The organism is Mesorhizobium sp. M0306, from assembly GCF_040321655.1.
In the GTDB taxonomy this organism is placed as follows: domain Bacteria; phylum Pseudomonadota; class Alphaproteobacteria; order Rhizobiales; family Rhizobiaceae; genus Mesorhizobium.
Genome location: NZ_JAMYRY010000004.1, coordinates 133,985 through 159,882, shown reverse-complemented (window position 1 = coordinate 159,882; position 25,898 = coordinate 133,985). Strand labels below are relative to the sequence as shown.

Below are 25,898 nucleotides of genomic sequence, written 5' to 3'. Positions count from 1 at the left end.
GGTTAGCCGGCTTTGGACGTATAGAGGTCCTTGTAGGCTTCGCGCAGCAGGTTCTTCTGCACCTTGCCCATCGTGTTGCGCGGCAGTTCGTCGACGAAGACCACCCGTTTCGGATGCTTGTACCTGGCGAGGCGCCCGGCGATGGCCTCGATGATCCCTGCGGCGCTGATGGTCGAGCCCGGCGCCCGCACCACGACAGCGGTAACGCCTTCGCCGAAATCCGGATGGACAACGCCGATGACAGCGCTTTCGGCGACACCAGGCAGCGCGTCGATCTCGCTCTCGACTTTCTTTGGATAGATATTGTAGCCGCCGGAAATGATCAGGTCCTTGCCGCGGCCGACGATGTGGACATAGCCGTCGGCATCGATCAGCCCGAGATCGCCGGTGACGAAGAAACCGTCGTCACGGAATTCGGCCCTGGTCTTTTCCGGCATGCGCCAGTAGCCGCAAAAGACGTTCTGGCCCTTGACCTCGATCATGCCGACCTCGCCCCGGGCAAGTGTTTCGCCGCCATCGGGATCGGCGATGCGCAGGGAGACGCCGGGCAGGGGAAACCCGACCGTGCCGGCTCGCCGCTCGCCCTCATACGGGTTCGACGTGTTCATGTTGGTCTCGGTCATGCCATAGCGCTCGAGGATGGCGTGGCCGGTGCGCTCTCGCCAGGCTCTGTGCGTCTCGGCCAGAAGCGGCGCCGAGCCGGAAATGAACAGGCGGATGTTCTTCGCCGCTTGCCGGTTCAAACCGTCCTGCTGCAGCAGGCGGACGTAGAATGTCGGCACGCCCATCAGGACGGTGGCGCGCGGCAGCAGCGAGACGATGCGGGCCGGGTCGAATTTGGTTTCGAACAGCATCGAGGCGCCGGCCATCAGGACGACATTGGTGGCGACGAAAAGGCCATGCGTGTGGAAAACCGGCAACGCGTGAATCAGCACGTCTGCGGCAGTGAAGCGCCAGAGGTCGACCAGCACCCGCGCATTGGAGGCGAGGTTTTCGTGACTGAGCATGGCGCCTTTCGAACGGCCGGTGGTGCCGGACGTGTAGAGGATCGCAGCAAGGTCGTCTGGTCCGCGCGCCACATCGTGGAAGTCCACGGCCTCCTCAGAGGCGCGATCGGTCAACGAACCCTCGCCCTTGCTGCCGAGTGTCGCGACCGCAGCGCCGGGTCGCAGACGACCAGTCGAGGCTCGGCATCGCTGAACAAATAGTCGAGCTCGGTCAGCGTATAGGCGGTGTTGAGCGGCAGGAAGATCGCGCCGGCACGCAGGCAGGCGAGATAAAGGAAAATGGCCTCCGGGCTCTTCTCGACCTGAACGGCGACGCGGTCGCCGGCTTCGACGCCCAGCTGCGACAGCGCATGTGCCAGTTGAGCGGAGCGCGCCAGCATTTCGCCATAGCTGATCGAGCGCCCGTCCTCTGCCTCCATCAAAAGGCGTTCGGGCGCGGGCATCCGGGCACGGAAAGCATCGAACAGATGGTTGCTCATGTTTCCCCCGAGCCGCGGTTTCCGGGCCAGGCGGCAGCGGTCAGCCGGCCGCCTTATCCGCCGCTGCCCTGATTGCCTCGATGTTTGCCCGGTAGGCCTCGACGCTGCCGCCCTTGAAAATGGCCGCACCGGCGACCAGCACGCTGGCGCCGGCTGCGGTGACCAGGGGTGCAGTTTCAGGCGAAATGCCGCCGTCGATCTCGATCCGGATCGGCCTGTCACCGATCAGCGCCTTCACCCGCTTCACCTTATCGACGATCGCCGGAATGAAGGCCTGGCCGCCGAAGCCCGGATTGACCGTCATGATCAGGACCAGATCAAGCCGGTCGAGCACGTATTCGATCATCGTCTCCGGTGTCGCCGGGTTGAGCGACACGCCGGCCTTCTTGCCAAGGTTTTTGATCGTCTGCAGCGAACGGTCGAGATGCGGCCCGGCTTCGGCGTGCACCGTGATGCCGTCGCAGCCGGCCTCGGCGAAGGCGGCCAGATAGGGATCGGCCGGGGCGATCATCAGATGGCAGTCGAAGAAAGCCTTGGTGCGGTTGCGGATCGCCTTGATCACTGGCGGCCCGAAGGTGATGTTGGGGACGAAATGCCCGTCCATGACGTCAAGGTGAATCCAGTCGGCGCCCGCGGCCGCCACGGCATCGACCTCGTCGCCGAGCTTCGAGAAATCGGACGCCAGCACCGATGGCGCGATCAGGGTTTTTTTGCTCATGATGCGGCCTTCTCGAACGCCCCGGTTTATGCCCTATGTCTGCATCGACTGCCTAGACCATGAGTCCGGAAAGTGGAAGCTGGTTTGTCCTTCCGCCGACGCAGCGGCTTCAGGTTTGCGCTGCCTTCTCATCTGCCGCCGAAGAAAACCCCGCCGGATCGCTCCGGCGGGTTTTGGGTGACGCGAACCATCACCGTTTGAAGTTCCGCGCGCGATCCTATTGCTCGAGCTGCGGCTTGCGCCTTGGCACGACCTGCTGAAGAACCTTTGGATTCAGCAGCAGGGTCGGTTTGCGGATCGGCTGGCACTGGCCATTGATCGGCCGCGCGCCCGGTGCGCATTCCAGCCGTGGTTTGCGGCAGGCGCCGTCGCGCAGCTCTGTCCCACGCGGGCAGACGCAGACGCCGCGCTTGTTGTGGATCTGGCCTGGTATCGGGCACTCCACCACAACAGGCTTCTTGCGCCTGCAGGCATTGCCTTGCACTTCCGTGCCCCTCGGGCAGACGCAATCGCCTTCGGCGTCGTGGATCTGGCCACGGATGGTGCACTGCTCGGGCTTTGGCCGGATTGGCCGGCAGGCATTGCCTCTGACTTCCGTACCCCGCGGGCAGACGCAATCGCCAGTGGCGTCGTGGATCTGGCCACGGATGGTGCACTGCTCGGGCCTTGGCTGGATTGGCCGGCAGGCATTGCCTCTGACTTCGGTGCCCCGCGGGCAGACACAATCACCAACAGCGTCGTGGATCTGGCCACGAATGGTGCACTGCTCGGGTTCCGGCTGGATCGGCCTGCAGGCATTGCCTCTGACTTCGGTGCCCCGCGGGCAGACGCAATCGCCGGCAGCGTCGTGGATCTGGCCACGGATCGTGCACTGCTCGGGCTTCGGCTCTTTCCCCACGCAAGCGCCGTTCTCCAGCTCGGTTCCGCGCGGACAGACGCAACGTCCGTCTTCGGTGCGGATCTGGCCTTTGAGCAGAACGCAAGGTCTTGGCTTCGGCACGATGACCGTGCCGCCGCCGGACGAGCATTGGCCGTTACGGAAGGTCGTGCCTGGCGGGCAGACGCAGTTGCCGGCGTCGTTCATGACGAAGCCTTGCGAGCATTCCTTCTTCACCTCATTCCTGATGGTGAAGGGATGGCAGGCATAGGCTTTGCCGCGATCACCCTGCACGTTGGCCGCACCGCGGGACAACACGTCGCCACCGCCTTGCACCGGCGTGTTCGGAGACAGCACGCCGACGCAGTTCTGGCCGTTGACGGTGCCCTGCAGATTGGCCAGACGGCCATCGTCGGGAATGATCACGGTCACATTGTGCACGTGGCTTTCCCCGGCGCCGATCGTCAAATTGGCGACGCAGGACAGAGGCAAGGTTGCCGGCTCCGGCGAGCAGCCGAAGGGCGGATCGATCGAGGTGATCGCAACGCCTTCCAGCCGGCCGAGGCCTTCGACGCCGATGGCATCGCCGATGCGAACCGGACCGGAGAAGGCGCTCGTCCCATCGTTCGTGATGGTGATCTCGAACGAGCAGGGCTGGCCGGGCTTGCACTCGGCGTCGCCGGTCTTCTCGACGCGGATGGTCGAGGCGACGCCCTTGGCGCAGGCCTGGCCGATCGGATAGACGATGTCGTCTCCCGGAGCCGGGCCGTAGGAGCCGCGTGCGCAGTTCTCGAATTCGCCATTCGCGGCAACCGTCACGTCGAAATGGCGACTGGTTCCGGGCGTCATAACGGCGCCGGGAATCTGGCAGGACAGTGTGTTGGCCGGAACCGGTCCGCAAGCCCATTCCGCGCCGTCTGGGGTGACGGTCTGGATCTGGACCGGCGCTCCGCCGGTTATCAGCGTCGCGGCATCGTTGACCCGCACCGGACCGGTCGGGGCAGCGGCGCCGAGGCTGATGACGGTGATGCGGCAGGAAACGATCGCAGCACCGGCCAGCGAGCCATTGCACACCTTGGTGATGCGCAGGGCCGGCTCGCCGCCATTGGGATGACGGATGCGTTCCTTGGCGCAGGCTCTGTTGTTGGTGATGTCGTTCTCACCGGGAATAGCCTTCACCTCGGCGCAGTTCTCGACGGTATCGGGCCGGTAGTTGGCCGGCATCACCGCCCTGACGAAGATCGGCGTCGAGGCGCCAGGCAACAGCACGATGCCGGCATTGTCGCAACGGAACTTGCCGGGACCGTTCGGCCCGCAGATCCATGGCGGCGTCGGGCCGAAGGTCGAGGATGCCGGCGCGCCGCCCGGATAGGTGTCGACGACCGTCAGCGGCCCGTTATAGGGGACGCTGCCATTGTTGATGATGTCGATCACGAAGGTGCAGACGCCATCGGCCGAACAGAATTCGGTTCGGGCGCGCTTCTTCAGGATCAGATCGAACTTCTTCTCCACCGGCGGCCGGCAGTCACGGTCACGATCGCCACGCCGGCAGATTGGGATCGAAGCACAGCCGCGATCGTTTTGCTGGCTGCCGAAAAGCAGCTTGCCGCTGCCGCCATAATTGTAGGTGGCGCAGTTGCGCAAGACGCTGCCTCGCCAGCCTGCGGCCGGCTTGAAGCCGAGCTTGAGGTCGACAGAGGCACCCGGACTGAGCGTGGTCACCGGATGGGTGCATGTCATCGGGGTGATTCCAGGCGCGCAGATCCAAGGCGGGTTCGGCCCTGAATCGAGGGTGGAGCTGGCCGGCAGGGTGACTTCGTCGAGCACGATCTTGCCGTGGTAGGGTGCATCGCCGACATTGGTGACCCTGATGGTGAAGTCGCAGCCGCCGCCCATCGTGCAACGTTGCACGTCGGCGCGCTTTTCGACTTTCAGATCCGGTTCCTTGTCCTTCGGCGGGCAGCGCTGATCACGCGGGATGACGATGTCGATGGTCTGCGTGCAGCACAGGCCCCAGCCCTCCTTCGGGCCGGCATAGGTTTCGATACCGGTGACGATGAGGTGGATGACTTCGCCAGGTGAAGCGCCGACGATCTTCCAATTGAGCACACCGCCGCCCGCCGGCACCAATTGCGTGTCGGGAATGATGGTGATGCCGGGTGTCGTCGTCGAAAGCTGCACCCATTTGCCAGCCATCTCTGGACCGACCGGCATGTGGTAGATGAAGGCGCCGCCGCCAGGCACGCAATCGACCGTGCCGCGCTCCACCTTGAAGCATTCCTTGCCGGGAGGTGGCGGTGGCGGATTACACTTGATGACGTCGATCCTGATTGAGGTCTTTTCGCCGGTCAGGAAATTACCGTCGTCCGGCTTGCCCGGATCCTGCGACGGGATTTCGACGCCAGCACCGCGTTCGCGGCTCACCTTGACTACGCCCTGGTTGTGAACGATCGTCGGTGACGGAAACGCCGAATGGTCGATCTTGGCGATGATCTGGAACGTAATGACGCGCTCGTTCCCAGCGCCGATGCCGTCGAGATCGCTGGCGGAAAGCCGGAAATCGGACACCGTCGCGGTATCGTCCGGGCCAGCCGAACTGCTGATCGTAGCGCCGGGCAGCGGTCCGCCGGACGCATCGGTGCCGTCGCCGGTCACATGCACGCCCACAATGCGCAGGCCGTGCGGGAGCTGGTCCCTGAAATCGAGCCGGACCTTTTTCAGCATGGCCGCGAGGCCGGGGCTGGCAAAACCCTGCGGATTGCCGCGCAAGCCAAAGCTCAGCGAATATACGACATAGTCGCAGCCTCTCTGGGTGCCTTTCTTGGTGAAGAAGGGCACGATCCGGCCCGGCTCCGGATTGACGATGCGAGGATTGTCGAAATCGAGCTTGGTATCTGGAATGACAGTGCCCGTATCGGCAGGCTTGGTCTTGGCCGGAGCAAGGTCTTCAGCGAAGCCTTGCAGCGGACTCAGCATGGCGACCGCGATACCGGCCGCCATCAGCCAGCGCGCGCCGCGCCTAGCGAGTGACAGGGGTTTCATGATGGTCTCCATGACAAATGATTGTTTGCCGGTTGATTGGCTGCTCGCCGCAGGCGGGAAAAGTGCAAGATTGCTCATCTTCCCCTCCTCACGGTTCGCAGCTGACGGCTGGGGTTCTGAGCGGCAAGGTCATCTTGCAGCAAGGGTAGTAGCCACCCTTGTCGCGGTCGGACTGCCGGTAGAAGCAGAGCCCGACATCGACCCTATCGCCAGGATAATGGCCGGTGATGCCGATCGTGAATGGCGCGCCGGGCGCATGCGACAGGGGTGAAGTCACCCCGACGCCAGGCGTCCTGGACAGAGCCTTGATCGAATCGCCGCCAAAGCCGGCATGGTCGCGGAGATAGAGATCGGCCTCGAGGCCGGAGGGCGTGCAGAAATACCTGACATCGTCGACATCGAGGCAAGGAGGCAGATTGCCGGGAGGCGGGAAGTCCGGCGGATAGAACGGTGGCAGATAGCCGCCCGGCACTTGTTCGTAATAGCCGGCGCGGCCTTCGCAGGGGCGCCAGACCTCGACGTCGCCGACATGGCCCTCGACTTCCGGGTCTTCGAAATAGGTGTCGAAGTCGACGAACCACGAGCCGAAAGGCGGCACGTTGGCCGGCTTGACCAGCGCCGTCGGCGTGATCTGCACGCCGTGCACGGCAAGCGGCCCGCCGGCTGCGAGTTGTTCAGCAAGCTCCGGGTTGTCGCGCAACTTGTCACCGGTATCGACCAGCGTGTCGGTGCAGACGCCGGTATCGAGATTGCCTTCGGCATCGTAGCCATATTGCAGGTCGAGGCCGCCGGCCGACTGCCGGTTGTCTTGCGGGAAGCCGACCGCATATGCCTGCGGCACTTCCACCCAGGCCGATTCCGTCGCCGGATCGTCCGGATTTTCGCGCCAGTAGCGGATGACCTCACCCTTGCCGGAATCGGCGAACTGGCTGTAGTCGTAGCGGTTCTCCACCGGGCCGCGCTGGGCCAGGTACATGAAGCCCTTGTTATCGAAGGCGATGTCGGTGACGGCGTAATCCTTGTCGGCCTTGACCGTCAGTTCCCAGCGCGGGTCGCCGGCGAAACTGCCGTCGCCGGCAATGCCCACCGACCAGATCTCCGCCTCATCACCGACCGAATAATAGAGCCGGCCGCCACGATAGGCGACCGACCAGACGCGGCGCTCGTCCTGCGTGTAGCCCCAGCTGTCGGGTTCCTCGCTGTCGAAGGCAGCACCCTGGATGTCCATCACCGAGCCGTCGTCTGCAAGGGCGGCAAGCCCGTGCGCCGGGCGGCCGGCTATGCCGTGGTCGAACGTGTCGAGCAGCGCGCCATTGGCGTCGATGCGGTGGATGAGGCCGGTGTCGAGATCGCTGGCGAAGAACTGGCGGTGGATATTGTCGAAAGTGACGTCGCCGATGCCGGGACCACTATTGGCGTCGATATCGGCGAATTTCGAGACGGCGCCGGTGATGCCGTCGATCTTCCAGATCGTTCCGGGGCCGCCGCCGTTTTCGGTGCCGAACTGGCCATCCATGAAGACCGCGTCAGCCGTGCCGCGGCGCTGCCGCTCCGGCCGGCCGTCGGCGTCGCCGTCTGGTGTGACGATACGGATGCCGTGCAGCGACGTGGCGCCGGCATAGAGGTTTGGAATGGCCGAGGGAACACCGTCGCGCACGCCGTCGTCATAGGCGATGCCGAACACCTGGCCGATTTGCCCGGCCGTGACCTCGAACGGTGGCGGGGTGAAGACCAATTGGCCAGACGCCGGCCCGCCCAGCCTTGAGACGTCGAAGATGCGTAAGGTCGCGCGCGCCGTGTCGATGAAGGTTTCGTCGACGGGATCGACGCCCGGCGGCAGGCCTTCCTCGAAATTGGGGATGATGGTGCCGGAGAATCCGGTCACTGCCATCGAGCCGGGATAGATGATCTGGGTTTCCTGAGCCTGGGCCGAGCCACCGAGCCAGAGCCCAGCGGCGAGCGCCAAGATCGACAATCCGCTGGCAGCCTGGATGGCGCGGCGCAAACGGCCGGCACGAGAGCGCACCAACGCGCCGTGGTCGCAAGACATGGATCTCCCCCCACAGGTCATGGGAGAAACATCCGGTCCCGGCGCGCAAATCAGGGCAAGGCGCGGCGTTCCGGCACGTTCATCCCTGATCGAATTGTCTGCTTTCCTCGACGTCACGATACGCCTGCGTCCGCGCAGGGTCAACGGAACCAGCGAAAAGCCCAGCGCATCGACCCGGTCCCGAAGGCGATGGTCGCGCTGAGCTCCTGCTGTTCCCGGAGACCATGGAGCCTCTGGATCTGTGGTCATGGGGCTTTCCTTTCCGGGGCCGCACCACGCGGCACCTGAGCGTCAGTCGCGGGGTGAGGCGGAAAGGTTCATGGGCCGGCCGGGCCGGCTGGGTCATCGCCGGAAAATACGGGCCTGCCGGTCCCGAATCGGATCAACCGCGATGAATGGTGAACGCCTTGCGCAGAATGCTTGCGCGCCACGCAGCGTGTTCTTATATACGCGCCAAGCCGTCCAGCGCCGAATGCCGGTTGCCGGAGCGGAATTTCTTGTGAACAGGGGCTTTCGTCGGAACGCCTGTACGGGTCCTGAGAGCCTGCTTAGCGGAGAGATTAGAACAATGGCAAAAGTAATCGGTATCGATCTAGGAACAACCAACTCCTGTGTCGCCATCATGGATGGCAAGGAATCCAAGGTCATTGAGAATGCGGAAGGCGCGCGCACGACCCCTTCCATCGTCGCCATCAACAGCGACGGCGAGCGCCTCGTCGGCCAGCCGGCCAAGCGCCAGGCGGTTACCAATCCTGAAAACACCATTTTCGCGGTCAAGCGCCTGATCGGCCGCCGCTACGACGATCCGGTGACGGAGAAGGACAAGAAGCTTGTCCCCTACAAGATCGTCAAGGGCGACAATGGCGACGCCTGGGTCGAGGCCGGCGGCAAGAAGCAGTCGCCCAGCCAGATCTCGGCGATGATCCTGCAGAAGATGAAGGAAACGGCGGAGGCCTATCTCGGCGAGAAGGTCGAGAAGGCGGTCATCACCGTTCCCGCCTATTTCAACGACGCCCAGCGCCAGGCGACCAAGGATGCCGGCAAGATCGCCGGCCTCGAAGTGCTGCGCATCATCAACGAGCCGACGGCGGCCGCACTTGCCTATGGACTGGACAAGAAGGAAGGCAAGACGATTGCCGTCTATGACCTTGGCGGCGGCACGTTCGACATTTCAGTACTCGAAATCGGCGACGGCGTGTTCGAAGTGAAGTCGACCAATGGCGACACCTTCCTCGGCGGCGAGGATTTCGACATGCGTCTGGTCGAATATCTGGCGGCCGAGTTCAAGAAGGAACAGGGGATCGACCTGCGGAACGACAAGCTCGCCCTGCAGCGCCTCAAGGAAGCGGCTGAAAAGGCCAAGATCGAGCTGTCGTCCACCACGCAGACCGAAATCAACCTGCCCTTCATCACCGCCGATGCCACCGGCCCCAAGCACCTGACGCTGAAGCTGACGCGGGCGAAGTTCGAGAGCCTGGTCGAGGATCTCGTCCAGCGCACGATCGATCCCTGCAAGGCGGCGCTCAAGGATGCCGGCCTGAAGGCCGGCGAAATCGACGAGGTCGTCCTTGTCGGCGGTATGACCCGTATGCCCAAGATCCAGGAGATCGTGAAACAGTTCTTCGGCAAGGAGCCGCACAAGGGCGTCAACCCGGATGAGGTCGTCGCATTGGGCGCCGCCATCCAGGCCGGCGTGCTGCAGGGCGACGTCAAGGACGTGCTGCTGCTCGACGTGACGCCGCTGTCGCTCGGCATCGAGACGCTGGGCGGCGTGTTCACGCGGCTGATCGAACGCAACACGACGATTCCGACGAAGAAGAGCCAGGTGTTCTCCACGGCCGAGGATTCGCAGTCGGCGGTGACCATCCGCGTCTTCCAGGGCGAGCGTGAAATGGCCGCCGACAACAAGGCGCTCGGCCAGTTCGATCTGGTCGGCATCCCGCCTGCGCCGCGCGGCGTGCCGCAGATCGAGGTCACCTTCGACATCGACGCCAACGGCATTGTCAACGTCTCGGCCAAGGACAAGGGCACCGGCAAGGAGCACCAGATCCGCATCCAGGCGTCCGGCGGCCTTTCGGACACCGACATCGAGAAGATGGTCAAGGACGCCGAGGCCAATGCGGAAGCCGACAAGAAGCGGCGCGCGCTGGTCGAGGCCCGCAACCAGGCCGAGGCGCTGGTGCATTCCTCGGAGAAGTCGCTGAAGGAATATGGCGAGAAGGTTTCCGAGGCCGACCGCACGGCGATTGCCGATGCGATCGCGGCGCTGAAGACCGCTGCCGAAGGCGACGACGTGACCGAGATCGAGGCCAAGACGCAGACGCTCGCCGAAGTCTCGATGAAGCTCGGCCAGGCCATGTACGAGGCTTCGCAGAAGGAAGCCGCCGAGGCCGACGCCAAGGCTGATGCTGCCAAGGACAGCGACGTCGTCGATGCCGATTTCGAGGAAATCGACGAAGACGACGAGAAGAAGAAGTCGGCCTGAACCGCCTGACGGTACAGGTAAGGGAAAAAGCCCGGCGCACAGCCGGGCTTTTTTGCAACCCTTTGCCGGAAAAACGCTGAGCTGCCCGAAAAAATGCGGACAAAGCCTCGTAGACACTGGCATCGCAGCTCCATCACACCTAAATCGGAACAGCGTGCCGGCAAACGACGCAACGATGCTTCAAGACGTTGAATATCCGGACTGCGGGAGAACATGAAAGCTGATTTTTACGAAACGCTGGGCGTGCAAAAGGGCGCCGACGAGAAGGAGCTCAAGAGCGCTTTTCGCAAGCTCGCCATGCAGTTCCATCCCGACCGCAACCCAGGCGACCATGCCTGCGAGCACAAGTTCAAGGAAATCAACGAAGCCTACGAGACACTGAAGGACCCGCAGAAGCGCGCCGCCTATGATCGCTTCGGCCACGCCGCCTTCGAGCACGGCGGTATGAATGGCGGGGGGCAAGGCTTTGGCGCTGGAGGCTTCGCCGACATTTTCGAAGACATTTTCGGCGACATGATGGGCGGGCGCCAGCGCCGCTCGTCCGGCGGCCGCGAGCGCGGCGCCGACCTGCGCTACAATATGGAAATTACGCTGGAAGAGGCATTTTCCGGCAAGACCGCGCAAATTCGCGTGCCGGCCTCGATCTCCTGTTCGGAATGCTCGGGCAGCGGCGCCAAGCCCGGCACCCAGCCCGTCACCTGCTCGATGTGCAACGGCCACGGCAAGGTGCGCGCCACGCAAGGCTTCTTCTCCATCGAGCGCACCTGCCCGCAATGCCAGGGGCGCGGCCAGACCATCAAGGATCCGTGCCCGAAATGCGCCGGCCAGGGCCGTGTCACCGAGGAGCGCTCGCTGTCGGTAAACATCCCTGCCGGCATCGAGGATGGCACCCGCATCCGGCTGGCCAATGAGGGCGAGGCCGGCCTGCGCGGCGGCCCGTCGGGCGATCTCTACATCTTCCTCGCGGTCAAGCCGCACGAATTCTTCCAGCGCGACGGCGCCGATCTTTATTGCAAGGTGCCGATCTCGATGACGACGGCAGCGCTTGGCGGCTCGTTCGAGGTGACGACACTGGACGGTACCCAGACGAAGGTGAAGGTGCCGGAAGGCACCCAGAACGGTCGCCAGTTCCGCCTCAAGGGCAAGGGCATGCCGGTGCTGCGCCAGCCTAATATCGGCGACCTCTACATCCAGACCGTGGTTGAGACGCCGCAGAACCTTTCGCGCCGCCAGCGCGAATTGCTGGAGGAATTCGAGCAGCTTTCCTCAAAGGACAATTCGCCCCAATCGAGCGGATTTTTCGCGCGCATGAAGGATTTTTTCGAAACGTTCGGCGAGCACTGAAGCTGATCCCTGGAAAACGCTTCCCGAGCGTCATCAACACCTTATCCGGGGATTCACCTTGTCTTGCACCTCGTAACTGCTAAGTAGCGTGCGAGGGAGCGTTGAGGAGGACTTTTCGATGACGCGTAGTCCAGGACTGCGAAAGACGCTGGCGGAAAAGTTCGACGACGAGTTGAAGTTCTTCAAGGGCTGGATCGACAAGCCGAAGGCGGTCGGTTCGATCGTCCCGACCAGTTCCATCACCGCAGGCAAGATGGCCTCGATCGTCGATCCGACATCCGGCCTGCCGGTGCTCGAGGTCGGGCCCGGTACAGGCGTCATCACGCGCGCCATCCTCGCCCAGGGCATAAAGCCTGAGAATCTCTACGCGGTCGAATATTCCTCTGATTTCGTGCGCCATCTGCGCCAGCTTTATCCAGGCGTCAACGTCATCGAGGGCGACGCCTTCAATCTCGACGCGACGCTTGGCGACAAGCGCGACCTGATCTTCGATTCTGTGATATCGGGCGTGCCGCTGCTCAATTTCCCTGTCGCCCAGCGCATCGCCTATGTCGAGAGCCTGCTCGACCGTATCCCGGCGGGCCGGCCGATCGTGCAGCTGACTTACGGGCCGCTGTCGCCGATCCCGCCGGGCCGCGGCGACTATACGGTCGAGCATTTCCATTTCGTTATCCGCAACATTCCGCCGACGCAGCTTTGGATCTATCGGCGCGGGGCCGCATGAATTGAAGCGTTGGGTTTGAATAGCACTTGTCTTAATACCCAAGGCAGACCCATGGCTGTGATCCCGAAAATTCTTGTCTTCGCCGGTTCGGTGCGCAGCGGCGCCTATAGCGGCAGGACCGCCGACGTGGCACAGAAGGAACTTGCCATGCAGGGCGCCGAGGTGACCCGCATCTCGCTCGCCGACTATCCGTTGTCGATCCTCGACCAGGATTTGGAAAAGAACGAAGGCATTCCCGAAAACGCCGTCAAGCTCGGCCGGATGATCGCCGCCCATGACGGGCTGCTGATCGCGACGCCCGAATATAACGGCTCCATTCCGCCGCTGCTCAAGAACACCATCGACTGGGTGAGCCAGCTGCGCAAGGATGGCGGCCGGACGTTCAGGCCGCTTGCCGGCAAGGTCGCCGGCCTCTGCTCGTCTTCCAACGGACCCTTCGGCGGGATACGCTGCATCAACCATCTGCGCGCCGTGCTGGTGCGCTGCCGGATGGAAGTGGTGACACCGGAATGCTCGGTGCCGGAGGGCGGCAACGCCTTCGACGACGAGGGCAACTTCAGGGACGAGAGACTACACCAATCGATGGAGCACCTATGCCGCACGCTGATCGAGACCTCGCGCATGCTGTCGACGCGGATCGAGGCATGATCCCGGACGCCACGCATGCCGACACAATGCAGGAAAGGCTGATCGTCGGCCTCGACCTGCCGACGCTGAAGGAGGCCGAGAAGGCGGTGCGCGAGCTCGACGGACTCGTCTCCTTCTACAAGATCGGCTACCAGCTCGCCTTTGCCGGTGGGCTCGACTTCGCCCGCGAGCTGGCCAGCGGCGGCACCAGGATCTTCCTCGACATGAAGCTGCTCGACATCGACAACGCGGTAGCCAAGGGGGTCGACAACATCGTCAAAATGGGCGTGAGCATGCTGACCATCCATGCCTATCCGAAGACGATGAAGGCGGCGGTCGAGGCTGCGAAGGGCAGCGACCTTTGCCTGCTGGGGGTCACTGTGCTGACCTCGATGGACGAGCAGGACGTGATCGACGCCGGCTATGAGTATGATCCGCATACGCTGGTGCTGAGGCGCTCCGAGCAGGCGCTGCATGCCGGCATGGGCGGCATCGTCTGCTCGGCCGAGGAAGCGGAGGCAGTGCGCCGCATCGTCGGCCCCGACCTGGCCGTCGTGACGCCGGGAATCCGGCCGAAGGGCAGCGACCATGGCGACCAGAAACGCGTGGTGACGCCGGCGCAGGCGATCCGCAACGGCTCCAGCCACCTCGTGGTCGGCCGGCCGATCGTCGGCGCGGCCGACAGGCGGGCGGCAGCGGAAGCGATCCTCGATGAAATGCGCTCGGCCTGACGCCAGGAATTAACCCGGAGAAAAGCCATGCCCAAGGGATACTGGATCGCCCGCGTCGATGTACGCGATGCGGAAGGCTACAAGGACTATGTCGCAGCTGCCAAGCTGGCCTTCGACCGCTTCGGCGCCAAGTTCCTGGCGCGCGGCGGCGCGCATGAGAAGGCAGAGGGACCAGGCCGCGACCGCAATGTGATCATCGAATTTCCGTCGCTTGCGGCGGCGCATGACTGCTACCACTCGCCCGAATACCAGCGCGCCGTCGCGATCCGCCAGAAGGTGGCTGACGGCGAAATCGTGCTGGTCGAGGGGATTTAGGCGAGAAATCGGTTCATCGCGGTTTCAGCCATCGCATCGGCGAGGCTCAGGCCCCATTGTCGGCGACAGTAATCGCGGAAATCGAAGCAGGGCAGGCCGGGGCAGACCTCGAACTCGATGAGGTGCACGCTGTCGTCGGCTTCGACCCGGAAGTCGATGGAAAAGACGTCCCGCAGGCCAAGCCCGACCATCAGGTTTCCGGCTATTCGGCGAATAGTTGCATCCGCTCGAGGCTGGCTGTCGGCGACCGGCAGCAGCGCCGGCTCTGTGTATGTTCCCGACGCTTTCGCCACTGCGCCGGTATCGCCGTAAAGCGCCAGGCTGTCCTGCATGGTCTGGAAATCGCCGCCTGAATCGACAAAGGCGATGCCCAGCGCCTCGACGCCGGTATCCGGCCTCAACCCGAGAAAACTGGCCCGCGCGTTGCGCCCGGCGACATAGGGCTGGACGACGACATCGTCGCGATAGGCGGCGAAGACCCGCCGGCTAAGCTCCAGCGCATGGCCTAGATCATGGCAGCGCGAATCCGGCCAGATGCCGATCTTAGCGCCGAGCCGGTTCGGCTTGACGAACCAGCCGGCGGGCGAGGCCGGTGGCGCGACCAGCCAGGCGCCGTCACGGGCAAGGCCCGCCTGCGGCACCGGCAGGCCAAGCGCGCCGAGCACGGCGCCGGACCGGAACTTGTCCTGACAGAGCGCGAACAACGCATCGTCGGCGCCGATCGCCTTCAGGCCATTCAGCCGTGCCAGAGCTGGTGCCGCGCCGCCACGGAAATAGGCAATGCCGTCGGTCAGCGTCCAGACAAGCGTGGTCTTCGGGTCCTCGCCGACGAGAACGCTTGCGGCATCGTCGAGCGCCAGTGGGGCGAACGACAGGCCGCGCGTCTGGCAAGCGGCTGCAAGTGCGTCGAATTCAGCAGTGATGTCGGTCGATTGCGCCAGATAGGAGGCGATTTCGGCGGCACGCTCGGGCAAGTAGCCCTCGGCGAGCAGCCGGTCGAAGCAGGCCTTTTCCGGCTCATAAACCAGGATCAGTTTCGGCTTGCGGGTTGACATGGGTGGAACGGCTCCTGGCAGCACGATTGCCTACCATCGCACGGGGAACGCATTCGGCTTGCGCGGAACCGACGTTGATCGGACGCCTGCACGACAGCAAGCGCACCATCTTCTTGTTTGACCATGATCTTTTCCGAACCAAAGGTTCGGGACCATGGTCTAGCCAATCAGCACGCGTGGCTCGAAGCGACCATTGACTGGAATGTCGAGCATAAATGTCATGCCGGCTTGCGGGTCGAGCAGGCGCTGCTTCTCGCTCTTGCCCGACCAGGCGGAAGTGACCGCCAGCCGGTCGGCGTTCCTGCCGACGAAAGCTGGACAGGACGGTTGCGTCGCCGGCATCGCCACCGAACGGACAAGCTTGCCGTCGGGCCCATAGGCTTCGACGACGCTGCCGCCCCAGCAAGCGTTCCACAATATGCCGTCGCGGTCGAGCACCGAACCATCGATATAGCCCTTGGCGGAACGGTGGTCGACGAAGACCTTCGGTTCGCCAACCGGCAGGCCGGTCGCCGGATCGCAGCCGACGCGCATCAACAGGCCGGTGCTGGTGTCGGTGTAATAGGCAATGGTCCCATCCTCGGAAAAGCAGATAGAATTGGGCACGGTAATGTCGGCATAAAGCCGGCGCAGCTCGCCCTTGAAGAACCAGTAGATCGAACCGGCGCCCTTCTCCTCGCCCTTGCCCATGGTGCCGACCCAGAGCGCGCCGCAAGGGTGAACGCGTGAATCGTTCGAGCGGGTGACCGCATTGTCGGCCTCGATCGGCGTGTGCAACGTCAGCTTGCCGGTCGCGACGTCGCGGACATGCAGGCCGGTCTCGGTGGCGATCAACTGGCGCCGATCGTCGACGATGGCGACGGCGCTGGCCATCTGACCGAGCTCGTGGATCTTGACGGCACCGCCCGACAGGCGCTGTTCCAGGAGCTGGCCGTTGACGATGTCGAACCAGTAGAGCGTGTCGGTGGCAGGGTCATAGCTTGGTCCCTCCCCGAGTTGGCAGACATGGTCGGAAAAAACCGAAACAATGGTCTCGCTCATCATGCCACTCCAAACGCCGCGTCCCAGGCCTGAACTGCGGCTTTCGCTCGCGCTGCCACTTCGTCGACGCTCATGTCCGGCTTGAAGAGGCTGGAGCCAAGACCGAAGACGCTGACGCCGGCTGCCTTGTAGCCGGCAAAATCCTTGTCCGAAACGCCGCCGACCGCACCCACCAGCACACTGGCTGGCAGCACCGCGCGCATCGCCGAAATGCCCGCCGCGCCAAGCACGCTCGCCGGGAAGAATTTCAGTGCCGAGGCGCCGAGCCGGATTGCCTGGAATGCCTCGGTCGGCGTGAACACGCCGGGCATCGTCACTATGCCGTACTGCATGGCACGGCCCATGACCTCGACATCGATATTGGGGCTGACCAGCAGCCGCCCGCCGGCCTTGTGCAGACCGTCGACATCGGCGGCGGTGAGCACCGTGCCGGCGCCGACCAGCGCCGTCGGAGGAAGCGCTTCGACAATGCTGGCGATGGAGGCAAAGGGCTCGGGCGAGTTGAGCGGCACCTCGATTGCTTCGATGCCGGCGCCGAAGATCGCCTGGCCGATCGCCACCGCCTCGCTTGGCTTGAGGCCACGCAGGATCGCGACCAGACCCCGCTCGAGCTTTGGAAAAGGTGCGGTCTCTGTCATGCGGCAACTCCATTTTTGGCGATCATGCCATTTTCGCGCGCGGCTTCGGCAAGGCCGGCACGCACCGCCTCGTCGGCGTCGACCGCCCTGAAAGCGAGCCCGGCAAGGCCGAGCGCCTCGGCATAGAGCGTGCCGAGTGCGCCCGACGCGATCAGCACGACGGGCACAGCGCTTGCTCCATAACGGCGATTTGCCGAAGCGATCTCGCCGCCGATCAGCAGGCCGGACAGGCAGGCGGCGGCATCCTCGGGCTTCAGATCCTGCAACAGGCTGGCGGCGCGGATCGAGAACAGTCTTGAAACAATGTCACCGCCCTCGGCCAACGCCTTCAGGCACCAGTCCCGGAAAAACGGACTTTCGGCGGCAACCGGCTTCGGCGGCTCGCCCAGCGAATGGCGCAGGATCGAGTGCGCGGCCAGCACCGAAAACAGCTCGCCGGTCGGCCAGGTGCCGAAGCCGGCAACGGAGCCGTCCTCGACCAGCACCCATTTCGAATGGGTGCCGGGCATGCAGACGAGGTGGCGTCCCTTTGCCGGCAAACCGGCGCCGGCAAGCTGGGTTTCCTCGCCGCGCATGACGTCAGGTGCATCGGCGAGGCGTTGGGCGAGGCCAGGCACGATGCGGATATCACGGCGCTGGCCGGGGATGCGGGCAGCGCCGGCGAGGATAGCGCCGATCGGCGCCGGCACGCTGACATAGGGCGCCTCCAGCCAGCCCTGGCGCGAACCGGCCATGCCGCAAATGATGACCGGCAGCGCCTCTGGAGCGCCCATGGCGGCCAGATGCCCTTCGAGAACGGACGAAAATCCTTTGGCCTGGGCGGTGATCAGTCCGTCATCGCCGCGCCGCTCGGCGAGAACCTTGCCGGTGCCATCGAGCAGCCAGACCCTCATACGGGTGGTACCCCAGTCGACGGCCGCGACAGACGCTGCCTTGCTCGGTGAGATCACAGGAACCCCCCGTCGACGATCAGCATCTGCGCGGTCAGCATGCGTGAAGCATCCGACGCCAGGAACAGCACGGTGCCGACAATGTCTTCAGGTTGCATCACCTCTTTGATGCACTGCTTGGCGACGTGGGCGGCGAGCGCCTGTTCGGTGACCCAGAGCTTTCTCTGCCGCTCGGTGATCACCCAGCCGGGCGCGATCGCGTTGACACGGATGCCGTCGACGCCGAGCTTGCCGGCGAGACCCTTGGTGAGGCCGACGATGCCGGCCTTGGCGGCGGTGTAGGCCGGCATATCGGGATGGTTGATGAGAAACGAGGTCGAGGTGAAGTTGATGATCGAGCCGCCGCCGGCCCGCTTCATGCCCGGCGCCACCGCCTGTGCGCTAAAGAAATGCGGACGCAGGTTGATGGCATGGTTGTTGTCCCAGAACTCGACCGTGACGTCTTCGACGGCATGACGGTCATCCTGCGCGGCATTGTTGACCAGCACGGTGACGTCACCATGGGCCGCGGCGGCCTTGGCGACTGATAGCCGCAAGGCCTCGATGTCGCGTATGTCGGTCTTGAGATAGAGCGGCCGAAAGCCGAGCTCCTTGTCTAACCGATCGGCCAGCGCCAGGCTCGGACGGTCGGCGATATCGATGAAGGCGACCTTTGCCCCCTGGCGGACAAAACCTTCGGTCAAGGCAGCGCCAATGCCGGAGCCGCCGCCGGTGATCAGCACCGAAGCGCCTTCGAGGTCGGCAAAGCGTGCCGATGGCATCATGAATTCTCTCCCGGTCCAATGATCTCGGTCGGCCGGCGCGCATCCTATCCAGCCGTGTCGGGCGGGCAAGGGCGAAAGAGTGGATTGTCAGGACTTATGTCCGACAAAAGGCCGCACGGCCCGCCGATCGATCAACTGCCCAGCCGGACGCGGTACAATTCGACGGCGGCTCCGCTGGTCCCGGCAACCGGCTCAAGCCATTCCGGCACGCTTCCGCCCATCAACCCGGCAAGAAAGCCTGCCGGCGCCTTGGTTGCGAGGAGCTTGCTTTCGGCGCTGCCGGGGCAGAGCGCGACGAGGCCGACGTGATGATCGGTCAGGATCGTCCTGGCATCGGCATCGGACCCAAGGAAGGCATCGAGCGCCAGCAGGTTGCCGGCTACGTTGCGATGATAAGGCCCGGCGAAGACGCGATGTCCGGAATAGGCCAGGATCGGCGATCCGAGATTGGAAATTGCCAGCACCGTGGTGCCGGGCAGGCGGCCGAGTGCCGCAAAGGAGGCCATGCGCTGGCAAGCGACATCGGTGCCGTCGCCGTTATCGGCCGTCGTGTTGCTGTCGTCGAAGGCTACCGAGGTCGCCGCGGCAGCCCCAGTCCAGACCGCATTCACCGAAACCAGCCAGACGGCAGCCATACGCAGCGCCACACCACGCGACGGGCTGGCCTCAGCCCGTTGACGCCATTTGGCAATCCAGGCGGCAAGCGGGATGACGGCGAAGGCGATCGAGAATGTCGAACCGCGCACCTGCCAGGCGCTGACGATGAAGGCCACGACAAGCAGCGCGCCGACAAGGCTGTCCTGCCGTCGCCAGCCGTGGCCAAGGCGAAGCGCCATCAGCACGAGCGCAATGAGCGGCGTGGCATAGCGCGCCACCACCTCGGCCGGATCCTCGGCGAGCAGTTTGAACAGCGACTGCGCCTCGTCGATGTGATCAAGCCATAGCTCCTTGAGGCGCGGATCGAGGTTGGCATAGGGGGCTGCCAGGCATTGTGGGAACACCAAGACGACGAAAGCGCCCAATAGCAGGGCAAGCAGGCCAAGTGAGGCGATGCGCCGTTGGCGCGTGCGGCCTGCGGGCTCGATCGACGCTATGGCCGCAAGGCCGGTTCCGGCAATCGCTGCGACGACGAACTGCACGGTCGAAAAGGCGTCGCATTGCGCCTGACCCCAAGCGGATGGCGCAATGGTGGCGACAAAGACGAGGGCGGAGACGCCGGCAAAGCCGAGGCCGAAATCCCTGGCGATCGACCTCTCGCCATTGGCGTCGAGGGCAAACAGCATGGCGACAGAGGCGCCGATGGTGGCGACGTAAGGCGCGGTTTCCATGCCGACAGCCAGCATCAGCCCGGCGCATAGGCCGGAGAGCAATGCTGCCGGCTTGCGCAATGGCGCTTCAAGCAACAGGCTCAGGCTGGCCATGCTCAGCATCAGCTGGACATTGTGGTGATCGAGCGCGCCAGGCGAAAAAATGCCGAGGAAATGCAGTGCGGCGGCGCCGACGACGACAGCCGGCAGGACGGCGCCGTAGCCGGCAAAGCTACGCGCGGCGCGGGCGGTGAAAAATACGGTCAGGCAGAAAAGCAGCGCCGGCCACAGCACTTGAGCCACATTCTCGGCAAGGGCCGCGCTGCCGGTCAGGGCCGATACGGCGATGATGATGGCGGCGATCGGCGCATCGACCAGCCGCGACCAGTGCATGACGAAACCGCCTTCCAGGCCCATCCTGTACTGGTGCAGATCGAACCAGCCTTGGCCGGCCAGCATGTCGCGAACTTCGACAAGGCGCAGCAGATTGTCGTTGTCGCCTCCGGCATTGGTCAGTTCCGGGAAGCCGGCAAAGGCATTGACGGCCAGCGCCAGCAATGTGGCAAGCAGCGCCAGCGCGATATCGGACCTCCAACTGGAGGCGCCATCGTCGGCTGTGCTCATATCAGGGCCTTTGGAAGGAATACGGGGTGGTTTAAACCTAGCCTTAACAGCTTCAATAAATAGTAAAGCCGCCCGAGCGAGGCCGGCGTTTGCGGTCAGGGGCCTCACAGGGCATCCGGAGACGAAAAATGCCACAAGAAGTGCGCCATGAGCCGAGCATCGCCGTGCTGCTGCCTTGCTACAATGAGGAGCTGACGATCGGCGAAGTGGTGCGGCGCTTTCGCGAAACGCTGCCTTCCGCCGCGATCTATGTCTACGACAACAATTCGCGCGACCTGACAGCGCTCCGAGCCCGCGCCGCCGGCGCTATCGTGGTGCGCGAGCCGCGCCAGGGCAAAGGCAATGTCGTGCGCCGCATGTTCGCCGACATCGAGGCCGACATCTACCTGATGGCCGACGGCGACGGCACATATGCGCCGGAGGACGCGCCGCAACTGATCAACACGCTGCTGACCGAGCGCTCCGACATGGTGGTGGGCACGAGGCGCGGGGTCGCCGACGATGCCGGCAGGACAGGCCACGCCTTCGGCAACCGCATCTTCAACAGCCTCTACAAGCGGCTGTTCGGCTCGGACTTTACCGATATCTTCTCGGGTTACCGCGCCTTCACCAGGCGCTTCGTCAAGAGTTTTCCTGCCGTTTCCGGCGGCTTCGAGATCGAGACCGAAATGTCGGTGCACGCCTCGCAGCTCAAATTGCCGGTCAGCGAGATCGGACTCGACTATGGCCGCCGGCCGGAAGGCTCCTCGTCGAAGCTGTCGACCTTTCGCGACGGCGCGAAGATCCTGTGGATGTTCGCCATGCTGATGAAGGAGACGCAGCCGCTGCGTTTCTTCGGCGCTTTTTCGGTGTTCTTCCTGGCATCAAGCCTGTTTCTGATGGCGCCGGTGCTGATCGAGTTCGCCGAAACCGGACTTGTGCCGCGCATGCCGACCTGGGTGCTGTCCGTCGGGCTGCTGCTGCTGTCGATGCTGGCGGCGGTGACCGGGGTAATCCTCGATTCGGTGTCGCGCGGCCGGGCCGAGCAGAAGCGCATCTTCTATGTGTCGATGCCTTCCGGCCGCGTCGAACGCGAACGCGCAAGTGCGCTCGCGACTTTGAAGGCCGGACCGCGCAAGACCCCGCGGGCGGCTTAGAGCCCTAAATGGGACGCCTCGCCCGCTTCATTGTCGCCGGCGGCATCGGCTTCGTCGCCGACGCGGCGGCGCTTTGGCTGGTGTTGGCGATAGCGCCGCTTGGCCCCTTCGCGGCTCGCATCATTTCGATCGGTTTTGCCCTGTCCGTCACCTGGCTGATCAATCGCCACCTGACCTTCTCGCCTTCCAGCCGCGGCGTCGCGCAAGAGGGCGCACGCTACGGCGGCGTCGGCATTGCCACCAGCGTCGTCAATTATCTCGTCTATTGCGCCATGTTGTTCGCGCTGCCGATGGTGTCGCCGCTCATAGCCCTTGCGGTCGCCTCGCTGGTTGCCATGGCGCTGTCCTTCGTCGGCTATTCCAAGCTGGTCTTCGACCGCTGAAGGCCCATCGCGTTGCGATCTGCGCCAAGCGAAGCGTAGCCTCATCATGACCTTGGCCGATTGGCAGAAGCCGCCGATTTCCTTATATCGCTGTCGTCGATGCATCGGCGCGAAAATCGGAATCGACTTTCGGAAAGCACGATGCATGGATTCAAAGTGTTGGAGCGTACTTTGTGCATCCAAGTGGATCGCTCCAACTGCGCCGGAGAGCTGCCATGCCCCTGAAAGTCGCCGTCCAGATGGACCACATCTCCACCGTGTCGATTGCCGGCGACACGTCGTTTGCGCTGTCGCTGGAAGCGCAGCGGCGCGGCCACCAGTTGTTCCACTACACGCCCGACCGGCTGTCGCTGCGCGACGGCAAGGTGTTTGCCCGTATCGAGGCGATGCAGGTCCGCGACGAGAAGGGCAACCATTATTCGCTGGGCGAAGAAGTCCGCACCGACCTTTCGGAAATGGACGTCATCCTTTTGCGGCAGGATCCGCCGTTCGACATGAACTACATCACCACCACGCATATCCTCGAGTGCATCCATCCGAAGACGCTGGTGGTCAACGATCCGGCCTGGGTGCGCAACAGCCCGGAAAAGATCTTCGTCACCGAATTTCCCGACCTGATGCCGGACACGCTGATCACCAAGGACCCGCTCGAGGTCGCAGCCTTCCGCAAGGAGTTCGGCGATATCATCGTCAAGCCGCTCTACGGCAATGGCGGCGCCGGCATCTTCCATCTGCATGAGGCCGACCGCAACCTCGCCTCGCTGCTCGAAATGTTCGGTCAGATGTTCCGCGAGCCCTACATCGTGCAGCGCTACCTCAAGGAGGTGCGGGCTGGCGACAAGCGCATCATCCTGATCGACGGCGAGCCGGTCGGCGCCATCAACCGCGTGCCGGCCGAGCATGATTCGCGCTCCAACATGCATGTCGGCGGCCGCGCCGAAAAGACGGAGCTGACGGAACGCGAACGCGAGATCTGCGCCCGCATCGGCCCCTCGCTGAAGGAGCGCGGCTTCATCCTGGTCGGCATCGACGTCATCGGCGACTATATGACCGAGATCAACGTGACGTCGCCGACCGGCATACGCGAAGTGCAGCGTTTTGGGGGCGCCGACATCGCCAGCCTGTTCTGGGATGCGGTGGAGGAGAAGCGGAGAAAATAGATCCCGTTGCCTACGCTGGTTTGGCGTACTGCTCGGCGCTCATGACTTCGATGCATACAAAGCGTTCATTGCCTTCCACCCAGGCGTCGTGGCCGGGCGGAATTGTGTAGGACGTGCCTTGCTCGAAAGTTTTCTGCGTCCCGTCATTCATTCTGACGGTGATGGCTCCGGATACGACGTAGCCGACATGCGACACCTGACAGCTGTCCGTCTTGACGACCGGCTTCACACACTCGGACCATTTCCATCCCGGTTCCATATTGAGCCGCCCGAGAGTAAACCCGGGGAGCCGCACCACTTCGACGCGCGTCTTATCGGGCGCTCGAACTTCATCCGGTGTGTTGTGAGACTTGGAAGCAAACTTCGTGACGTTCATTGCACTATCAGCCATGTCAACCTCCCTGTATTCGACGCGGAGCCTGACGTTGCGATCGCCGGAACCGCTATCGGGTTTATACCTCATTTGGCGCTCGATTATAAGCGATTGCTAAAATACATGCGCCCGCTCCTTTCGTGCGGAGCTGCTTGTTCGGCGCGCACCGTGAGCGACGAGCCCTGCCTCGCTGCGGTCGCCTGCATTGTCAGGCCGAGTTCATTGCTTTCACGAACGCCCGTTCCCCAAATGTTCTTGCCTTAGCCGGAAATCTGTGGTTGTCTCCGGTGACGCCGTTCGCGGCATGATCGCAAAGGCTTGGGGCAAGGCCTGCACCCGGGGTGAAGACATGGTGGCGCGGATTCGCACGGTTGCTTTCCAGGGCATCGAGGCCGTGCCGGTCGACGTGCAGGTGATGATCGCGCCGGGCAAGGTCAACATGCACATCGTCGGCCTTGCCGACAAGGCGGTAGCCGAAAGCCGCGAGCGGGTACAGGCAGCACTTCATGCATCCGGCCTGTCGATGCCGTCGAAGAAGGTCACCGTCAATCTGGCGCCGGCCGACCTGCCCAAGGAAGGCAGCCATTACGATCTGCCGATCGCGCTCGGCCTGATGGCGGCGCTCGGCGCCATTCCGGGCGACATGCTGGCCGGCTATGTCGTGCTTGGTGAATTATCGCTCGACGGCACCATTGCCGCGGTGGCCGGCGCGTTGCCGGCGGCGATCGGCGCCAATGCCGAAGGCAAGGGCCTGATCTGCCCGTTCGCCTGCGGGCCGGAAGCGGCCTGGGCCGGCAAGGATTTCGACATATTGGCGCCGCGCAGCCTGATCGCAATCGCCAATCATTTTCGCGGCACGCAGGTTCTGTCGCGGCCGGAAGCCGGCATCCACGCCTCGGCGCGCGACCTGCCCGATCTTGCCGACATCAAGGGTCAGGAGACCGCCAAGCGGGCGCTCGAGGTGGCGGCCGCCGGCGGCCACAATCTTTTGATGGTCGGGCCGCCGGGGTCGGGAAAATCGATGCTAGCGCAGCGGCTGCCATCGATCCTGCCGCCGCTGGCGCCGAGGGAATTGCTCGAAGTCTCGATGATCGCGTCTGTGGCCGGCGAGCTCGGCGAAGGCAAGCTCACCGACCGACGGCCGTTTCGGGCGCCGCATCATTCAGCCTCGATGGCGGCGATGGTCGGCGGCGGCCTGCGCGTGCGGCCGGGCGAGGCCTCGCTCGCCCATCACGGCGTGCTGTTCCTCGACGAGTTTCCCGAATTCTCGCCGCAGGCGCTCGATGCGCTGCGCCAGCCGCTGGAGACCGGCGACTGCATGATCGCGCGGGCGAATCATCGCGTCACTTATCCGGCGCGCATCCAGCTGGTTGCGGCGATGAACCCGTGCCGCTGCGGCATGGCCGGCGAGCCGGGCTATCGCTGCCTGCGCGGCGACCGCTGCCGCACCGACTACCAGGCGCGCATTTCCGGCCCGCTGCTCGATCGCATCGATCTCAGGATCGAGGTGCCGGCGGTTTCGGCCAGCGATCTGATCCGGCCGGACCGGGCGGAGAAGAGTGCAGCCGTGGCACTTCGCGTAGCACGGGCGCGGACGATCCAGCGCGAGCGCTTCGAGCGGCTCGGCGCGACCTCCTCCACCACCAACGCGCATTGCTCGCCGTCAGTCATCGAGGAGATTGCCATGCCCGATGCCGCCGGCCTGTCGCTGCTCAGGGATGCCAGCGAAAAGCTTGGCTTTTCCGCGCGGGCCTATCACCGCGTCTTGAAGGTGGCGCGGACACTGGCCGATCTCGAGGCCAGCGAGACGGTCGGCCGCATCCATCTGGCCGAAGCGATTTCCTACCGCATGAGCTCGGAACGGATGGCACAAGCGGCGTAGGTTTCCCTCCCCCTCGAGGGGAGGGTGGCCGCGAAGCGGCCGGGTGGGGTCGCCGGTGACGTGCTCTGGCTTTAACGTCTACGCCACATGCGGCGTCTGCGCATATGCGGCCGATCAAGATGGCACCGAGTATCGGTCGCTAAGACAATCCTCGTTCCCGTTCTTGTCGCCGGAATGGGAGTCGGC

At 64.0% G+C, this 25,898-nt stretch carries 20 protein-coding genes and 1 pseudogene; 10 read left to right on the top strand and 11 right to left on the bottom strand.

What is annotated here, in order from left to right; translation table 11 throughout:
- Positions 1-2 precede the first annotated feature (2 nt).
- The 4 genes and pseudogenes from NKI95_RS09360 to NKI95_RS09345 all read right to left on the bottom strand — a co-directional run bounded on the left by NKI95_RS09360 (position 3) and on the right by NKI95_RS09345 (position 8,173).
- A pseudogene (locus NKI95_RS09360) lies at positions 3-1,486 on the bottom strand (malonate--CoA ligase).
- Between the two features lie 40 nt (positions 1,487-1,526).
- A complete protein-coding gene (rpe, locus tag NKI95_RS09355; RefSeq protein ID WP_352716166.1) occupies positions 1,527-2,204 on the bottom strand; it encodes a ribulose-phosphate 3-epimerase in 678 nt (225 codons plus the stop codon).
- Between the two features lie 217 nt (positions 2,205-2,421).
- Entirely contained in the window at positions 2,422-6,201 is a 3,780-nt protein-coding gene (locus NKI95_RS09350) for a DUF7929 domain-containing protein (RefSeq protein ID WP_352716165.1), read from the bottom strand.
- Between the two features lie 10 nt (positions 6,202-6,211).
- Positions 6,212-8,173 (bottom strand): hypothetical protein, encoded by a 1,962-nt coding sequence (locus NKI95_RS09345; protein ID WP_352716163.1) that lies wholly within the window; start codon positions 8,171-8,173, stop codon positions 6,212-6,214.
- 568 nt (positions 8,174-8,741) lie between these two features.
- On the opposite strand from NKI95_RS09345, the gene dnaK reads away from it, so the two are divergent.
- The 6 genes from dnaK to NKI95_RS09315 all read left to right on the top strand — a co-directional run bounded on the left by dnaK (position 8,742) and on the right by NKI95_RS09315 (position 14,399).
- Entirely contained in the window at positions 8,742-10,658 is a 1,917-nt protein-coding gene (dnaK, locus tag NKI95_RS09340; protein WP_352716162.1) for a molecular chaperone DnaK, read from the top strand.
- Positions 10,659-10,871: 213 nt separating this feature from the next.
- Positions 10,872-12,002 carry a molecular chaperone DnaJ gene (dnaJ, locus tag NKI95_RS09335; RefSeq protein ID WP_352716160.1) on the top strand — a complete coding sequence of 377 codons (1,131 nt, stop codon included), beginning with the start codon at positions 10,872-10,874 and terminating at the stop codon, positions 12,000-12,002.
- A gap of 118 nt (positions 12,003-12,120) precedes the next feature.
- Entirely contained in the window at positions 12,121-12,726 is a 606-nt protein-coding gene (gene pmtA, locus NKI95_RS09330; protein WP_352716159.1) for a phospholipid N-methyltransferase PmtA, read from the top strand.
- A 51-nt stretch (positions 12,727-12,777) separates the two neighbouring features.
- The gene (locus tag NKI95_RS09325) at positions 12,778-13,374 is read left to right on the top strand and encodes an NADPH-dependent FMN reductase (RefSeq protein WP_352716156.1); all 597 of its coding nucleotides are present in this window, start codon (positions 12,778-12,780) and stop codon (positions 13,372-13,374) included.
- On the top strand, positions 13,371-14,084 hold the full coding sequence (gene pyrF / locus NKI95_RS09320) for an orotidine-5'-phosphate decarboxylase (RefSeq protein ID WP_352716155.1): 714 nt from the start codon (positions 13,371-13,373) through the stop codon (positions 14,082-14,084). Before NKI95_RS09325 ends, pyrF begins: the two co-directional genes overlap by 4 nt.
- Positions 14,085-14,111: 27 nt before the next feature.
- Entirely contained in the window at positions 14,112-14,399 is a 288-nt protein-coding gene (locus NKI95_RS09315; RefSeq protein WP_023718908.1) for a DUF1330 domain-containing protein, read from the top strand.
- Here the strand turns inward: NKI95_RS09315 and NKI95_RS09310 are convergent.
- From NKI95_RS09310 to NKI95_RS09285, 6 genes are all read right to left on the bottom strand, one after another.
- Complete coding sequence (locus tag NKI95_RS09310; RefSeq protein ID WP_352716153.1) at positions 14,396-15,454, bottom strand: D-alanine--D-alanine ligase family protein; 1,059 nt, start codon at positions 15,452-15,454, stop codon at positions 14,396-14,398. The genes NKI95_RS09315 and NKI95_RS09310 overlap by 4 nt on opposite strands.
- Before the next feature lie 159 nt (positions 15,455-15,613).
- A complete protein-coding gene (locus NKI95_RS09305) occupies positions 15,614-16,495 on the bottom strand; it encodes an SMP-30/gluconolactonase/LRE family protein (protein ID WP_352716150.1) in 882 nt (293 codons plus the stop codon).
- The gene (locus NKI95_RS09300; RefSeq protein ID WP_352716147.1) at positions 16,495-17,133 is read right to left on the bottom strand and encodes a 2-dehydro-3-deoxy-6-phosphogalactonate aldolase; all 639 of its coding nucleotides are present in this window, start codon (positions 17,131-17,133) and stop codon (positions 16,495-16,497) included. The genes NKI95_RS09305 and NKI95_RS09300 overlap by 1 nt, the downstream gene beginning before the upstream one ends.
- On the bottom strand, positions 17,130-18,080 hold the full coding sequence (locus NKI95_RS09295; protein WP_352716399.1) for a 2-dehydro-3-deoxygalactonokinase: 951 nt from the start codon (positions 18,078-18,080) through the stop codon (positions 17,130-17,132). The genes NKI95_RS09300 and NKI95_RS09295 overlap by 4 nt, the downstream gene beginning before the upstream one ends.
- Positions 18,080-18,847 carry an SDR family NAD(P)-dependent oxidoreductase gene (locus tag NKI95_RS09290; RefSeq protein WP_352716144.1) on the bottom strand — a complete coding sequence of 256 codons (768 nt, stop codon included), beginning with the start codon at positions 18,845-18,847 and terminating at the stop codon, positions 18,080-18,082. The genes NKI95_RS09295 and NKI95_RS09290 overlap by 1 nt, the downstream gene beginning before the upstream one ends.
- Positions 18,848-18,978: 131 nt before the next feature.
- On the bottom strand, positions 18,979-20,778 hold the full coding sequence (locus NKI95_RS09285; RefSeq protein ID WP_352716143.1) for a GtrA family protein: 1,800 nt from the start codon (positions 20,776-20,778) through the stop codon (positions 18,979-18,981).
- Between the two features lie 128 nt (positions 20,779-20,906).
- Here NKI95_RS09285 and NKI95_RS09280 point away from each other — a divergent pair, with 128 nt between their 5' ends.
- The 3 genes from NKI95_RS09280 to gshB all read left to right on the top strand — a co-directional run bounded on the left by NKI95_RS09280 (position 20,907) and on the right by gshB (position 23,457).
- The gene (locus tag NKI95_RS09280; RefSeq protein WP_352716141.1) at positions 20,907-21,914 is read left to right on the top strand and encodes a glycosyltransferase; all 1,008 of its coding nucleotides are present in this window, start codon (positions 20,907-20,909) and stop codon (positions 21,912-21,914) included.
- A gap of 8 nt (positions 21,915-21,922) precedes the next feature.
- A complete protein-coding gene (locus NKI95_RS09275) occupies positions 21,923-22,297 on the top strand; it encodes a GtrA family protein (RefSeq protein WP_352716139.1) in 375 nt (124 codons plus the stop codon).
- Positions 22,298-22,512: 215 nt separating this feature from the next.
- On the top strand, positions 22,513-23,457 hold the full coding sequence (gene gshB / locus NKI95_RS09270; protein WP_352716137.1) for a glutathione synthase: 945 nt from the start codon (positions 22,513-22,515) through the stop codon (positions 23,455-23,457).
- A gap of 10 nt (positions 23,458-23,467) precedes the next feature.
- Here the strand turns inward: gshB and NKI95_RS09265 are convergent, their stop codons facing one another.
- Positions 23,468-23,848, bottom strand: coding sequence for a cupin domain-containing protein (locus NKI95_RS09265; RefSeq protein ID WP_292662001.1), 381 nt, complete (start codon positions 23,846-23,848; stop codon positions 23,468-23,470).
- 331 nt (positions 23,849-24,179) lie between these two features.
- Here NKI95_RS09265 and NKI95_RS09260 point away from each other — a divergent pair, with 331 nt between their 5' ends.
- A complete protein-coding gene (locus tag NKI95_RS09260; RefSeq protein ID WP_352716397.1) occupies positions 24,180-25,712 on the top strand; it encodes a YifB family Mg chelatase-like AAA ATPase in 1,533 nt (510 codons plus the stop codon).
- The last annotated feature ends 186 nt before the right edge of the window (positions 25,713-25,898 follow it).